This window comes from Vibrio sp. 10N.286.49.C3 (genome assembly GCF_041469545.1).
Lineage (GTDB): Bacteria > Pseudomonadota > Gammaproteobacteria > Enterobacterales > Vibrionaceae > Vibrio > Vibrio tasmaniensis_A.
Genome location: NZ_JBFRKT010000058.1, coordinates 26690 through 40103 on the forward strand (window position 1 = coordinate 26690; position 13414 = coordinate 40103).

A 13414-nucleotide genomic window follows, 5' to 3' on the forward strand; every position below is an offset into this window, starting at 1 on the left:
CGTGCCACTTTTCTAGATCTATCGTTATTGTCCATGAGAATCCACGCTTTTCACCGTTTATATCAACACCGTTTATCCATTGCTACTAAGCCGTTTAATGCGCGCGGGTGTAAAGTAGTGCGATGTGAGTTCTGTAAAATAAAACAAGACAGCTGTATCTGCGAGCATCAACCTAACATTGATACGAACGTCGCGACTATGTTGATCTTGTCAGACAACGAAATCTTAAAACCAAGTAACACCGGTCGTTTAATTGTTGATACGGTAAAAGACAGTTACGCCTACCTTTGGCATCGTACTGAGCCAAATCAAGAGATGTTGGATGTTCTAAAAGACGACAAATACCAACCTGTGATCGTGTTCCCTGAAGACTATACCGACGACAAAACACGCGTGGTTCAAGATCTGCCACAAATGCGTGACCCAAACAAAACACTATTGCTGATCTTTATTGATGGTAGCTGGCGCGAGGCACGTCGAATTTTTCGTCGCTCAGAATATCTGCAAGATTTACCTGTGTTATCGATTGAGCCTGAGTCAGTTTCTCAATACATGATGCGAAAGTCAGACAACGAACAACATCTTTCGACAGCAGAAGTGGCGAGCTTGGTTTTGAAACAGGCTGGTGAAGAGCAGGGTGCCAAGACTTTACAGCTATGGTTTGAGACATTTCGGGAAAGTTACATGTTAAGTAAGACACGTTATAAGTCAGATCCAACCAAACCGAGCCTGAATGCTTTCATAGATCATACTAAAAGTGAGAAGTCACTCTAACCTTTAACCGCTTTGTGCTGACTTGTTGTTCAAACAAACTCAAACACGGGATAAGTTTGTCATCTATCACGGTTTGTAGGGGGAGTGTTATGGATAATGCTCTTTAGTTGTTTATTTACAAAAATTTATTTGCCCGAATTTAGGGAAAAATTGGAGAGATTTCATGTATTACGGCTTCGATGTTGGCGGCACAAAGATTGAGTTTGGTGCATTCAATGAAAAACTTGAGCGAGTAGCGACAGAACGCGTACCAACGCCCACTGAAGATTATCAACTGCTACTTGATACAATTGCTGGTTTGGTAAAGAAGTACGACAACGAATTTTCTTGCGAAGGCAAAATTGGTCTTGGTCTTCCTGGAATGGAAGATGCTGACGACGGCACAATGCTGGTTGTTAACGTACCAGCTTCAACGGGGAAACCACTACGCAAAGACCTAGAAGCGCTTATTGGTCGTAGTGTCAAAATTGAAAATGATGCAAACTGTTTTGCGCTTTCAGAAGCGTGGGATGATGAACTTAAAGACGAACCATCAGTAGCAGGCCTAATTCTAGGTACAGGCTTCGGTGGCGGTTTAGTTTATGAAGGTAAAGTGTTCTCTGGTCGTAACCACGTTGCTGGTGAATTAGGTCATATGCGCCTTCCTCTAGATGCTTGGTTCCACCTTGGCGACAACGCACCGCTACTGGGTTGTGGTTGTGGTAAGAAAGGTTGTTTAGACAGTTACTTATCGGGTCGCGGCTTCGAACTGATTTACGAGCACTACTTCGGTGAGAAGAAGAAAGCGATCGAGATCATTCAAGCATACAACGAAGGCGAATCAAAAGCCGCTGAGCACGTAGATCGCTTTATGGAGCTATTGGCTATCTGTTTTGCAAACCTGTTTACGGGTCTTGACCCACACGTTGTTGCACTGGGTGGCGGACTTTCAAACTTCGAACTTATCTACGAAGAGATGCCAAAGCGTATCCCTAAATACCTACTGTCTGTAGCGAAGTGTCCGAAAATCATCAAAGCGAAACACGGTGATTCAGGCGGTGTTCGTGGCGCTGCATTCCTTAACATTAAGTAATCGTTACTTACCGTTAAGCTAGCTAAGGTTAGATAGTTAAAAAGAACAACTAAAAATGCCGCAATCTCGAAAGAGGTTGCGGCATTTTTTATTGTTCAGTGTTTTCGTTTCTTCAGCTCTTAGCTCTAATTACAAACGAAAAGCTAGAAGCTACATATCAAGAAAAAGAGCCAGAGGGCTTACTTCTTCTTTTTACCAACACCAAGGTTGTCTTTTTGCTTCAATGTAAGCTTAGTAAAACCAAGCTTACGGAAATAGTTGTCTTGGTAGTTACGAACCGCTTTAGTATCAGAAATGAACTCAAGCTGCTGCTCAGTTTTTAGATACTCAGTGATGTCGATACCTTCAGCGGCTGCAACAGCTTCTTGGATCGTGCGGTGTTCTTGTTTCGAAAACAATAACTCTTTGTCTTCATCTTTATAAGTGTACAGAATGGTACGAGCCATAGTGCTCTCCAATATAATTATTACTTTGCGCGCACTCTACATAAAAACAGTACGCCACTCAAGATAATGATAGGAAATTACCACTTATTAGCCTCATGAATGGAATGTGTAATAAGCATTTTGTGGTATACTATTCGTTATTTTTTAATCTGGCTGACTTAAACGGAACTTATGAGCAATACGCTTTACCCAAAGATCATGGGAATTATAACGCGAATCCAGAACTACCCTGGAATCAAAGGATTAAAAGAAGTCGAAGACAGAATAACGAGTCTATGCGAAGCTAATAATCAACCGATCCCGGATTCAATCGCGCTTTTCCTTAAAGGTTTCACAAGCTATCGCCACGATAACCTTTCTGACGCTGCTGAGCATTATAAAGCCTGCCTAAACGTCATTGCTCCTGAAGAAATTCAACTATATGTATTTGTCATCGGGTTACTTGCGTCTACCCACAACATTCGTGGTGATTATCAATCAGCGTATGCTTGTTACTCAGAAACACTAGAAAACTTACACCTAGTTGATGACAATTTTAAGTCACTTATATTCTGTAATCTAAGTGACTTGCACTTAAGCTTAGAAAAATACGAACAAGCGAAGCAATATGCTCGTAAAGCCATTATTTCATCTCAAAATGCGAATCGCCTGTTAGATTGTGCTGTCAGCCATTTAAACCTAGCCTATAGCTGTGCACATACAAATGAGTTTGAGCAAGCGGTTAGCGCCATTATGGAAGCGAAAAGAATAGGCACCTCGCTTTCTAGTCACAGGACGATAGCTCTTTGTCATAGTTACCTAGGGCAAACCATGCTCTTGTGGGGAGGCTTCGATGATAGTGATGTATTAGATGCATTTTATCAGGCAGAAGAGCACTTCAAAAAATCGAGAGATGAGCATAATCGAAAAGAAAATTTGGTTTACTGGTTTCAATTCTTAGAAGGCATTGGAGAGCGAGAACAAGCAAAAGTAGGGTGCGCTTTTCTCGAACAGAATTTTGATCTAAAGAGTAGTTACCGTTCTTATGCTATCTATGCCCAAACTAAGGCGAAGCTCTTTCGAGATGAAGAGGATTGGTCTGGTTTAGCGGCACTTCAAACTCAGCATGTGGATCTTTTAGAAAAACACATGAGAAGTTATGAGCGCGAACAGAGCGAACGTATTCTAGAAGGGGTAGGTACCATTCAGAGTAAGAAGAAAAATGACGTTCTGACTCAAATGCAAAAATATATGGGTGCGCTCACTGATATTGGTCAATTCATAGCAACCGCTGCAGATTTAGAAAGCGTACTGCCTGAGATACTCCATAAGATAAATATGATTCTACCAACATCTGAGTTTGGGATTGCTATGTATGACGATAAATCAGACATACTCGACTACCGCTATTTTGTTGATACTCAAGGATTAATACCGAACCTAAAAGTAGTTTGCCAAGAGAACCAAACCATTGGTACGTATGTGATTCGCAAGCGAGCTACCGTTCATTTTAATAGCGCGACAGATGCGGCTCTAGAACCCTATATCGGTAAAACCACACAAGACGATAATTTCGTTACGTTTCGTGGCGAGCTTGATACTAACTCAATGATTCTAACGCCAATCATTCTTAATGAAAAATTAATCGGCTTTCTGTCAGTTCAGCATCATCTACCAAACCAATATCAGGAACACCACTGTCAGCTTATAGAACATTTAGCTAGCTTTATTGCCGTGTCGCTAGAAAATCAAAAGCAACGACAGCGTTTAGAAAGTGCGAATCAAACACTCGAAATCTTGAGTACTACTGACCCACTAACAGGTCTAGCTAATAGATATCAATTAGATAACATCACGCCAGTCTTAATACATAACGCTTACTACCAAAAACAATCTCTAGCGGTCCTTATGATCGATGTTGACGAGTATAAAGCTTATAACGATTTTCATGGGCATTTAGAGGGCGACGAAGCGCTTCGTATTATCAGTCGCTTACTTAAAAAAACATTCACAACCAAGAATGACTACCTTTTCAGATATGGCGGTGATGAGTTCATGGCGATTTGCTTCGGACAGAGTAGTAGTGATATTGAAAATAAGGTTGTCACTCTGCGAAAGATGTTAAATGAAGTCAAATTAGCAAACCCTAAAGCTCTCTATGCGGAACAATTAACACTCTCTATTGGTGGGGTTAACGTCGACTTAGCCAGTGACAATGTGGATCGAAACTTTAAAATGATTTGTGATATTGCAGACAAACAGCTCTATCAAATCAAAGAAAATGGCCGTAACAACTATAATTTGGTCGATTGCAGATTACTTAAAGTCGAGCTTGTTTAGTTCAACTCTGTATACAACCCCCCATAAAAAGAAAGCCCCTGATATCCAATATCAGGGGCTTCATCTATTTAGAGTATGTATTACTCTGAATTCGCTAGCTTAAAGCTAACAATCTTGTTTATTTACACACGACCTTGCAAAGGAATGATCGTCACCGTTTCACCGGCTTTTACAGTGTCTACCGCTGGTGAAATCTCGATTAGACAGTTTGCTTCGCTCATTGAACGTAGAATACCTGAACCTTGCTTACCGGTTGTTTTTACTTCAAGCACGCCTGATTCGTTCATTGAGAACACGCCACGGCTGAACTCAGTACGACCTTGACGAGAACGTAATTGCTCAGTCGCTATCGCGTTCGCTTTCACTGGTGTCCAGTTAGTTTGACCTTGTAGCTTGCGGATTGCAGGTTCTACAAAGTTAATGAACGACACCATCACGGCTACTGGGTTGCCAGGTAAACCGAAGAAAGGTTTGTCTTCAATTTTGCCGTAAGCAAGAGGGCGACCTGGACGCATGTTGATACGCCAGAAGTTAATCTCACCCAACTTATCTAACGCGAGTTTGATGTAGTCAGCATCACCAACAGACACGCCACCAGAAGTCAGAACCATATCGGTCTCTAACGACGCAGCATGAAGTACATCCATCATCTTTTGTTCGTCATCTTCGATAATGCCGTAATCAACGATGTCGCAACCTAGCTTTTGAAGCATGCCGATGATAGTGAAACGGTTCGAGTCGTAGATAGAGTTTGGCTTTTGCTCAACGCCCGGTGCCTGAACTTCATCACCCGTTGAGAACACACCCACCTTCACTTTACGCAGAACAGGGCAGGTACCGAAACCTAACGACGCCATCATACCCATTTCTGGTGCTTCGATGCGTGTGCCACGTGTAAAGACAGGTTGGCCAATTTCTAAATCTTCACCGGCCATACGGACATTTTGTCCAACGGAGATTTTCGCATCTGGGAAGCTAACTTTATCGCCATCTTGCACGGCTTGCTCACGCATCACAACAACATCAACGCCATCTGGCATTGGTGCACCCGTCATGATCTTAACAGCTTCACCTTGTTGAACGGTTTTGTCGTAGCTGTGACCAGCCATAACTTCAGCAACAATGTTGTAGCTATCCAATTCAAGATCTTCACTACGAATCGCGTAGCCATCCATTGCAGAATTAGTATTCTGTGGGACGTTGATTGGCGAGATCACATCTTCAGCCAACACACGACCGTAGCCTTGCAGTAATTCAACACTCTCTGTGAGATCAAGCGCGTCAATGCTATCAACAATCTTTTGTTGGCCCTGAGTTACGGTTAAACCTGCTGGAGAGAACGAATCACAACACACCGCGGGCGCTGCGTCTTTTGAAGATGAGCATGACGCTGCTTTGCCTTTTGTAGAGGAAAGGTCAAAGGACTGCGCGTAATCGATGATGAAATCACGAATCGCTTCTAAGTCGTTGATCGACATTTGAGGTAAGTCAGATTCAACGTGGCTATCAGCAGCAATAGCAATGATGTTGTCATCGTTTTGGTACAACCAAGGTTTACCCACTTCATCACGGTGAAGCTCGATTTTAGGGAAAGCAATGTTCTTACAGCCTTCAACCAAAATCAGATCAAGTGTGTTGGTATCAAAACGAGTCAACAGGTAATCAAAATCGGCTTCTGCTTCTGGAGTCTCAGTCATCATCACATGACGGTTACGCGAAGCTATCAGCATTTGATTTGCGCCCGCTTTGCGTAAACGGTAGCTGTCTTTGCCCGGCTTATCGACATCAAAATCGTGGTGAGCATGTTTTAGCACACCAACTTTTAAACCCGACTCTGTCAATAAAGGAAGCAGAGCTTCTAATACGGTTGTTTTGCCTGTGCCACTGTAAGCAGCAAACCCCAATAGAGGAAGGTTAGGGCGTTGTTTAGAATCTTTCATTATTGAAGCGTTCCGAATTGGGTGAGTTCTTCTGGCGTGTTGAGATTAACAAAGCAGTTAGGAGAATCGCTAAAATCAACGTATTCCGTGACACACTCTTTGTACAGCAAGATAATTTTACGATCACCACGTTCCAAAAACGCTTCTAACTTTGGTAGAACACGTTTGTGGAATAGGGTGAATACTGGTTGCTTAAATTCGCCATCATGCGCGACAAGAATGTCGCTGTCTTCTTTTACTGCTGCACAAAAACGTTCAACAAGGTCATCACTAATCTGTGGGCTGTCGCAAGGGACAAAGCCGACCCAATCTGTGCTCGCGTTTTTAAGGCCAGCATGAATGCCGCCCAATGGGCCTGGATAGTCAGGGAAAGAATCGGAAACAACCGGTGCAAATGCTTGGTAACTGTCTAAGTTACGGTTGGCATTGATGGTAATGCTGACATCTTGTTGTGACAGCTTGTTAATAACGTATTGAATGAGCGGAGAACCGTTGAGCTCAACGAGTCCTTTATCTTTTCCGCCCATGCGGCTGGCTTGTCCGCCAGCCAAAATAACCCAACTAGTTTGCGTTGGAAGCAGCATAAATATTCTCTTGTGCTTTGTTCTTTTTAATAACTTGCAGAAGCGGTGATTCAGTCAAAGTGTTGTCCTTGATCCACCACTGCTTCTTACATAAATCGGTTAACGCGTTAGTTTGGTGGCTAGTGATGACCAAACTCGCGCCTCTCTGAAGAAGATCTTCGGCCATAATCACCAATCTTTCAATAGATTCTTTGTCTAAAGAAGCACTTGGTTCATCCATAAGCAAGATTGAAGGCTTAAGAATCCAAGCACGGGCCATTGCCACGCGTTGGCGCTCACCACCAGACAACACAGAAATGTGCTCATCTGCCAAGGTTTCTAAACCTACCATTCTTAATGCATTAATTATTTGAGCTCGCTTATCTTTTTGACTCTCTTTATTAAAGCGAATGCCATAAGCGACATTTTGGTACACCGAGCCATCAAAAAGGTAAGGAGTTTGGTGGAGATAGATGATGTCTTTAAATTTTAACCGAGGAAACAGGCTATGTTGCCAGCTTTGTGTCGGAGACTGAATACGGCCAGAGCTCGGCTTGATCAATCCTGATAAGATTTTAAGTAGGGTCGTTTTGCCAACGCCATTGTCCCCTTTGAGATAAATGGCATCGTTGGGGCCGATCGACAATTCGGGGATGTGGAACAAAACACGCTCTTTGTAGCGCATTGAAATTTGCTGCGTTGTTATTTTTATACTCATGACAGCGTTCCTAAGTTCTTAAATAGCCTTTTCCTCTCACACTGGAAAGGAAAAAGTTAAGGGCTAATGCCAATGCTAATAACACCATACCGAGGGCGACGCCTTGAGCGAATGCGCCTTTGTGGCTTTCCATGGCGATAGCTGTTGGGATGTTTCTTGTCATCCCCATAATGTTGCCACCCACCATCATTGAACAACCTACTTCTGTGACGATACGAGAGAAGGCAGCAATGGTTGCAGCCAATAGAGGGAAACGAGTTTCCCAAATCAAGGTACACGCGACTCGTGTTGTTGATACGCCAAGAGTGCGCGCTGTTTCTACTGCTCGGCGGTCACTGGCCTGCAGAGCGCCATGCATCATCGCAACTAGGATAGGGAAACAGATCAGCATCTGACCTAGAATCATCGCCTTTTGCGTGAACAGTAATTGCCAGTCACCTAAAGGACCAGAACGAGAGAGCATCATGTACATCAACAAGCCAATTACCACGGTCGGTATCGCTTGTAAGGTGTTGATCACCGAAAGCAGCGCCCATTTACCGGGGAATTCGGTGTAAGCCAGTAAGAAAGCCATAAGGATTGCAGGAACAATCACTAATGAGATGGCGGACAAAGATACACTGAAGGATACCGCGACGATTTGCCACAATTCGTGGTCAAAACTCACCAGTAGATTCATTGCATCAATCGTTGTTTGCCATAAGGTCATGAAGTATCTCGTTTGAATCGATAATAGGCTTTTATCGGTAGTGTCTGATGTTAATCATAGCTGACACAAACTATTTGAGCCTGTATTGGTCAGCTATTGTTTCTAAGCGTGAATGCCTTTAAAGCAAGACGGTTTTTAAACGTGATTATTTAGGTGGTCTCGTTGACTGTTTAGTTAAGCGTAGCGCTAGTTGGTTAGGGTTAAACCTTCAACGCTACGCTTTACTCACAACCCACGACTCATTTCTTACAACAAGCTATTCTGCGCTTGCAACCAACTATTCTGCGTTTGCAACAAATAGCTGTTTGCCGTGCAGTTTAAAGTCGTTGATCAGTTTCTGGCCTTTAGGGTTAACCAACCAATCACTGAATACTTTCGCTGCTTGGTAATTGATGCTTGGGTAGCGTTCTGGGTTAACAAGAATCACTTGGTAAGGGTTAAATAGGTTCTTGTCGCCTTGGAACAACACTTTAAGGTCAAGTTTGTTTTGGTAAGCTAACCAAGTACCGCGGTCTGTCATGGTGTAGCCTTGCATTTCAGACGCCATGTTCAGAGTTGGGCCCATTCCTTGACCAACGCTGCGATAGCCGCCAAAGTTCGGCTCCATCTTAGTTTGCGCCCAAATACCCATCTCTTTCTTATGAGTACCAGAGTCGTCCCCACGAGAAACAAACGTCACGTTGTTGTTCGCGATTGCTTTGAACACATCAGCTACTGCTTTTTGAGATTCAATCTTCGCAGGGTCGCTTTGTGGGCCAACGATAACAAAATCGTTGTACATCAGCTTACGAGGTAAAACGCCGTAACCTTTTTCAACGAAGTTCGCTTCAGCTTTTGGTGCGTGAGTCATTACCAAATCAACATCACCGTTTTCACCCATGCGAAGTGATTTACCCGTACCCGCAGCGAGAACATCAACCTTAATACCAGAATCCTTTTCGAACTCAGGCAATAAGTAGTCCAGTAAGCCTGAGTGGTAGGTACTTGTGGTTGTCGCCAATTTGATATGAGTGGTGTCTTCCGCGCTGCTAGCCGTGTAACTGACGATAGATAGAGCTGCAATAGTTAGGGGAATTGCTTTCATTATTATTATGTCCATTCTGTTATAAATGAATGACATGCCTCTATTTTTAAAGGGCTCAAAGAAGGGCATGTGCATAAGACGCTAATTGTTGTAATTAGGAATCTACACCTAATAAGCAATCTTAATGCCAATAAATAGTGCATCAAATTTCATTAAATTGCTGTTATATCGAACAAAACTGCGTCATTTAGGCTAACAAAATGCATTAAAATATGAGCTAGGACAAAATGTCGCACATTGTCCCTGTCGCACAAAAGGTTAATTGGTACACTCTGTCCCAACTTTCCCCATCGGCTAATCATTATGTCTTTACCTAGTTCACCTGCATCGAACCTCAACCCAAACACATTGACTCAATATCAAGCGTTTTCCGTCTTGGTCGTGGACGATGAAGTCGGGATGCAGGCTATTCTAAAGAAGGCCCTAGGTAAGTTCTTTGGCAAGGTATCGAGTGCAGGGTCTGTTGAAGAAGCTGAAATACTGCGTTCGAGCGAACATTTTGATCTCATTGTTCTTGATATCAACCTGCCAGGACGCTCTGGCATTGAGTGGGAAGAGGCTTTTAACGACAACGACAAACGTGCCGATGTTATTTTCATGACTGGCTATGCTGATCTAGAGATGACCATATCTGCGCTTAAGCTTGGCGCTTCAGACTTCATTCTTAAACCTTTCAACTTAGAACAAATGATACAAGCTGTACTACGTTGTATGGATAAGCGCCTTGACCAAAGAATGCAATACGCATTGAAGCGTGATGTTAGCCGTCATATCAAGACCGAGTTAATCGGTAACTCAGATAAAACCAAACAGCTTAAATTGCTGATCAGTCAATTTGCACCCTCTCGAGCATCCGTTCTTATAGAAGGTGAGTCAGGTACAGGTAAAGAGCTAGTTGCACGTGGTGTACATGAAGCCAGTAAACGTACAGGGCCATTTGTGCCAATCAACTGTGGCGCAATCGCCCCAGAACTTCTTGAAAGTGAACTATTCGGGCATACCTCTGGCGCATTTACCGGCGCGAAGAAAAACCGTGAAGGTCTATTCAGAGTCGCAAGTGGTGGCACCTTGTTCCTCGACGAAATTGGTGAAATGCCACTACCAATGCAAGCAGCGCTGTTGCGTGTGTTAGAGCAACGCACTATTCGTCCAGTCGGTAGCGAGAAAGAAATTGCCGTTGACGTACGAGTAGTGGCGGCGACTAACCGAAACCTTCAACAAGAGGTCGAAAAAGGGCACTTCCGTCGCGATCTATTCTACCGACTCAATGTCCTTAAAATTGATGTTGTGCCATTGAGAGAACGTCCATCAGATTTAATTGAGCTTGTTCCGTATTTCACTCGTCTTTTAGCAAGTGAACTTAGTGTACCGGTCCCAAACTGGGCGCATGAAGACATTTTGGCGATGAATGAATACGAATGGCCAGGAAATATTCGCGAACTCAAGAACCTAGTCGAAAGATGCATTCTTTTAGACAAGCCACCAGCGCACTATTGGCGCGAAATTAATGGCGATCCTGCGCCCACCAGCATTTCAGTGACAGTGTCACATGGAGCGGAAATACCAAACTTGAATAACGTAGACGCTGCAGAAGGTTACCCCAACACTTGGACACTCAAAGAAGTAGAAAAATCTCATATCGAGCAACTGGTGAGTTTTCATGATGGTAATAAATCCGCAGCTGCAAGAGACCTCGGCGTTGCACGGAAAACGCTAGAGCGTAAATATAAAGATTGGAACACAGAAGGCTCTGAATATGCCGATTAGACGTCATTGGTGGTCAAAGTGGACGTTCCGGTTCAAAACCATGGTGCGTTATCGTCTGTTATTTTTGACGTCAGCGCCGATCATCTTAACTTTATGTGCTCTTGTTGCGATCACTTTGTATTGGTCTGTCCATTATACGTGGCAGGGGGCTTTGATCGATGTTGACGAGCGTTTGGACGTTGCCGACAACAGTATCCATCTAATTCAAAATCAACAGGCCTATAACGTTCAAGCATTCGCTGAGTCTTATAACTTTCGAATCAAACTTACGAGTGATATTTCAAAGGAAGAGCTCACTCGCTGGGTTTCTGAAAACAAATCTCGCTATGAGCTCGACTTTTTGCGTTGGAGAAGTGTTGAGAGCATGGGGAAAAAGCATGAATACCTCGACCTGACACGCAAAGAATCGTTCTTTAGTGTATTGAGCCAAAATGAACTCAACGATTTAGACCAAAACCTTGCAAGGCAAGCCGAAGTCCCAATGCTCAATAATCAAAACGTTGAAACTCGGGGTTTAGTTAGCCGAACTGTTGTGTCAATTAGAGACAAGAATGATCACGTTATTGGTTTTCTTGATGGCGGGATCCTACTTAACAACAGCACACAGTTAGTTGATCAGATCAGCAATTTGATCTATCCACAACGTGATGGTTTTAATCGCCGCATAGGTACCGTCACTGTGTTCCTTGATGACCTACGTGTCAGCACTAATGTACCGTTGAGCAGTGAAGACAGTGCAGGGCGCGCAATTGGTACTCGCGTTTCTCATGAGGTTCATTCAAAAGTATTGAATCAAGGGCAAAAGTGGTTAGACCGAGCATATGTTTACGACGCTTGGTACATCACCGCTTACCAACCAATCCACGACCAGTTTGATAACGTTATTGGCATGCTTTATACCGGCTATCTAATCTGGCCACTCGTAGAGACGTATCTGACTAACCTTGGTGAAATCAGCATCACCATCATATTACTGCTGTTAGCTTCAGGTTTGATCGTACACCGTGGTGCTCGCGATCTTTTCAACCCAATTGAACGCATCCATAAAGTCGTAAAGCTCGTCCAAATGGGGCAAGACAAGCGAATCGGTACGTTGGGTTTGGATGATCAACACGAACTTACGTTGCTTGCGAAACAGTTCGACAAAATGTTAGATCTGCTCCACGAGCGTAATCAAGAGATTCAACAAGCTGCGTCTGAACTCGAATGTAAGGTTCATTCTCGTACCGCCAGTTTGAAAGAGAAAACGGAAGAACTCGAACTGCACATCCAGCTTCTTAACCAAGCTAGAGATAAGCTGGTGGTCAACGAAAAATTAGCCGCGTTAGGTGAGTTAACCGCAGGTATTGCCCATGAAATCAATAATCCGACAGCGGTAATTCTAGGCAATGTTGAACTAATGAAGTTTGAACTCGGCGATGAAGTGGCTCGTGTAGACGAAGAAGTCCACGCGATCATGGAGCAGATCGACCGAATCCGAAACATCACACGAAGCTTACTTCAATACAGCCGACACGGTGGTGTACAAGACGAAATTACTTGGCAACATATCAATCCAATTGTCGATGAAAGTATTACGCTCGTAAAAACAGGCGCAAAAAAGAAAGGCATTGTGTATGTCTCGCAATTGAATGCTAAAACCTCAGTCGAAGTGAACCGAAACCAATTGCTGCAAATTCTAGTGAACCTGCAAATGAACGCGATTCACGCGATGGACGGACAGGGCACATTGACTATCTCGAGTGAAGATTGGGTTGAAAATGGAGTATCTCATGGTGCGATCGTTCATGTTGAAGATGAGGGCTGTGGTATTAAGGAAGAACAACTGAAACGTATATTCTCTCCTTTCTATACCACCAAAAGAGACGGTACAGGCTTAGGTTTGTCCGTTTCTCAAAGTATTTTGAGCCAAACGGGCGGCGAAATACGAGTTGAATCCGAAGTAGGTAAAGGAAGTCGCTTTAGTATCTATCTTCAGCAAAAAGCCACACCGCAGTTGTTGGTGTCTAACCTTTAATCAAA

The 13414-nt window shown here is 43.5% G+C and carries 11 protein-coding genes; 5 read left to right on the forward strand and 6 right to left on the reverse strand.

Features of this window, described 5'->3' with window-relative positions:
- Positions 1 to 27: 27 nt before the first annotated feature.
- Together AB4180_RS20805 and nagK are read left to right on the forward strand one after the other, a co-directional pair.
- Positions 28 to 774, forward strand: coding sequence for a tRNA-uridine aminocarboxypropyltransferase (locus tag AB4180_RS20805; RefSeq protein WP_017100056.1), 747 nt, complete (start codon positions 28 to 30; stop codon positions 772 to 774).
- A 163-nt stretch (positions 775 to 937) separates the two neighbouring features.
- A complete protein-coding gene (nagK, locus tag AB4180_RS20810) occupies positions 938 to 1846 on the forward strand; it encodes an N-acetylglucosamine kinase (RefSeq protein WP_012603950.1) in 909 nt (302 codons plus the stop codon).
- A gap of 179 nt (positions 1847 to 2025) precedes the next feature.
- On the opposite strand, the gene AB4180_RS20815 is transcribed toward nagK, so the two are convergent.
- Positions 2026 to 2292, reverse strand: a complete 267-nt coding sequence (locus AB4180_RS20815; RefSeq protein ID WP_004733780.1) for a DUF2960 family protein — start codon at positions 2290 to 2292, stop codon at positions 2026 to 2028.
- A 171-nt stretch (positions 2293 to 2463) separates the two neighbouring features.
- On the opposite strand from AB4180_RS20815, the gene AB4180_RS20820 reads away from it, so the two are divergent.
- On the forward strand, positions 2464 to 4611 hold the full coding sequence (locus tag AB4180_RS20820) for a GGDEF domain-containing protein (protein WP_065680390.1): 2148 nt from the start codon (positions 2464 to 2466) through the stop codon (positions 4609 to 4611).
- Positions 4612 to 4733: 122 nt separating this feature from the next.
- Here the strand turns inward: AB4180_RS20820 and AB4180_RS20825 are convergent, their stop codons facing one another.
- The 5 genes from AB4180_RS20825 to AB4180_RS20845 form a co-directional block, all read right to left on the reverse strand.
- A complete protein-coding gene (locus tag AB4180_RS20825) occupies positions 4734 to 6551 on the reverse strand; it encodes a bifunctional molybdopterin-guanine dinucleotide biosynthesis adaptor protein MobB/molybdopterin molybdotransferase MoeA (protein WP_009846745.1) in 1818 nt (605 codons plus the stop codon).
- A complete protein-coding gene (gene mobA / locus AB4180_RS20830) occupies positions 6551 to 7135 on the reverse strand; it encodes a molybdenum cofactor guanylyltransferase MobA (protein WP_009846744.1) in 585 nt (194 codons plus the stop codon). The genes AB4180_RS20825 and mobA overlap by 1 nt, the downstream gene beginning before the upstream one ends.
- The gene (locus AB4180_RS20835) at positions 7113 to 7832 is read right to left on the reverse strand and encodes an energy-coupling factor ABC transporter ATP-binding protein (protein WP_009846743.1); all 720 of its coding nucleotides are present in this window, start codon (positions 7830 to 7832) and stop codon (positions 7113 to 7115) included. Before AB4180_RS20835 ends, mobA begins: the two co-directional genes overlap by 23 nt.
- Positions 7833 to 7842: 10 nt before the next feature.
- Positions 7843 to 8541 carry an ABC transporter permease gene (locus AB4180_RS20840; protein WP_009846742.1) on the reverse strand — a complete coding sequence of 233 codons (699 nt, stop codon included), beginning with the start codon at positions 8539 to 8541 and terminating at the stop codon, positions 7843 to 7845.
- A gap of 277 nt (positions 8542 to 8818) precedes the next feature.
- Entirely contained in the window at positions 8819 to 9625 is an 807-nt protein-coding gene (locus AB4180_RS20845; RefSeq protein WP_009846741.1) for a substrate-binding domain-containing protein, read from the reverse strand.
- A 303-nt stretch (positions 9626 to 9928) separates the two neighbouring features.
- On the opposite strand from AB4180_RS20845, the gene AB4180_RS20850 reads away from it, so the two are divergent.
- On the forward strand, positions 9929 to 11392 hold the full coding sequence (locus tag AB4180_RS20850; protein WP_009846740.1) for a sigma-54 dependent transcriptional regulator: 1464 nt from the start codon (positions 9929 to 9931) through the stop codon (positions 11390 to 11392).
- The gene (locus AB4180_RS20855; RefSeq protein ID WP_102250115.1) at positions 11382 to 13409 is read left to right on the forward strand and encodes a cache domain-containing protein; all 2028 of its coding nucleotides are present in this window, start codon (positions 11382 to 11384) and stop codon (positions 13407 to 13409) included. The genes AB4180_RS20850 and AB4180_RS20855 overlap by 11 nt, the downstream gene beginning before the upstream one ends.
- Positions 13410 to 13414 lie beyond the last annotated feature (5 nt).

Coding starts and splice junctions, on each gene's coding strand:
- AB4180_RS20855 (WP_102250115.1), top strand. CDS start 11,382: ATGCCGATTAGACGTCATTGGTGGTCAAAGTGGACGTTCCGGTTCAAA.
- AB4180_RS20835 (WP_009846743.1), bottom strand. CDS start 7,832: ATGAGTATAAAAATAACAACGCAGCAAATTTCAATGCGCTACAAAGAG.
- mobA (WP_009846744.1), bottom strand. CDS start 7,135: ATGCTGCTTCCAACGCAAACTAGTTGGGTTATTTTGGCTGGCGGACAA.
- AB4180_RS20845 (WP_009846741.1), bottom strand. CDS start 9,625: ATGAAAGCAATTCCCCTAACTATTGCAGCTCTATCTATCGTCAGTTAC.
- AB4180_RS20825 (WP_009846745.1), bottom strand. CDS start 6,551: ATGAAAGATTCTAAACAACGCCCTAACCTTCCTCTATTGGGGTTTGCT.
- AB4180_RS20815 (WP_004733780.1), bottom strand. CDS start 2,292: ATGGCTCGTACCATTCTGTACACTTATAAAGATGAAGACAAAGAGTTA.
- nagK (WP_012603950.1), top strand. CDS start 938: ATGTATTACGGCTTCGATGTTGGCGGCACAAAGATTGAGTTTGGTGCA.
- AB4180_RS20820 (WP_065680390.1), top strand. CDS start 2,464: ATGAGCAATACGCTTTACCCAAAGATCATGGGAATTATAACGCGAATC.
- AB4180_RS20840 (WP_009846742.1), bottom strand. CDS start 8,541: ATGACCTTATGGCAAACAACGATTGATGCAATGAATCTACTGGTGAGT.
- AB4180_RS20850 (WP_009846740.1), top strand. CDS start 9,929: ATGTCTTTACCTAGTTCACCTGCATCGAACCTCAACCCAAACACATTG.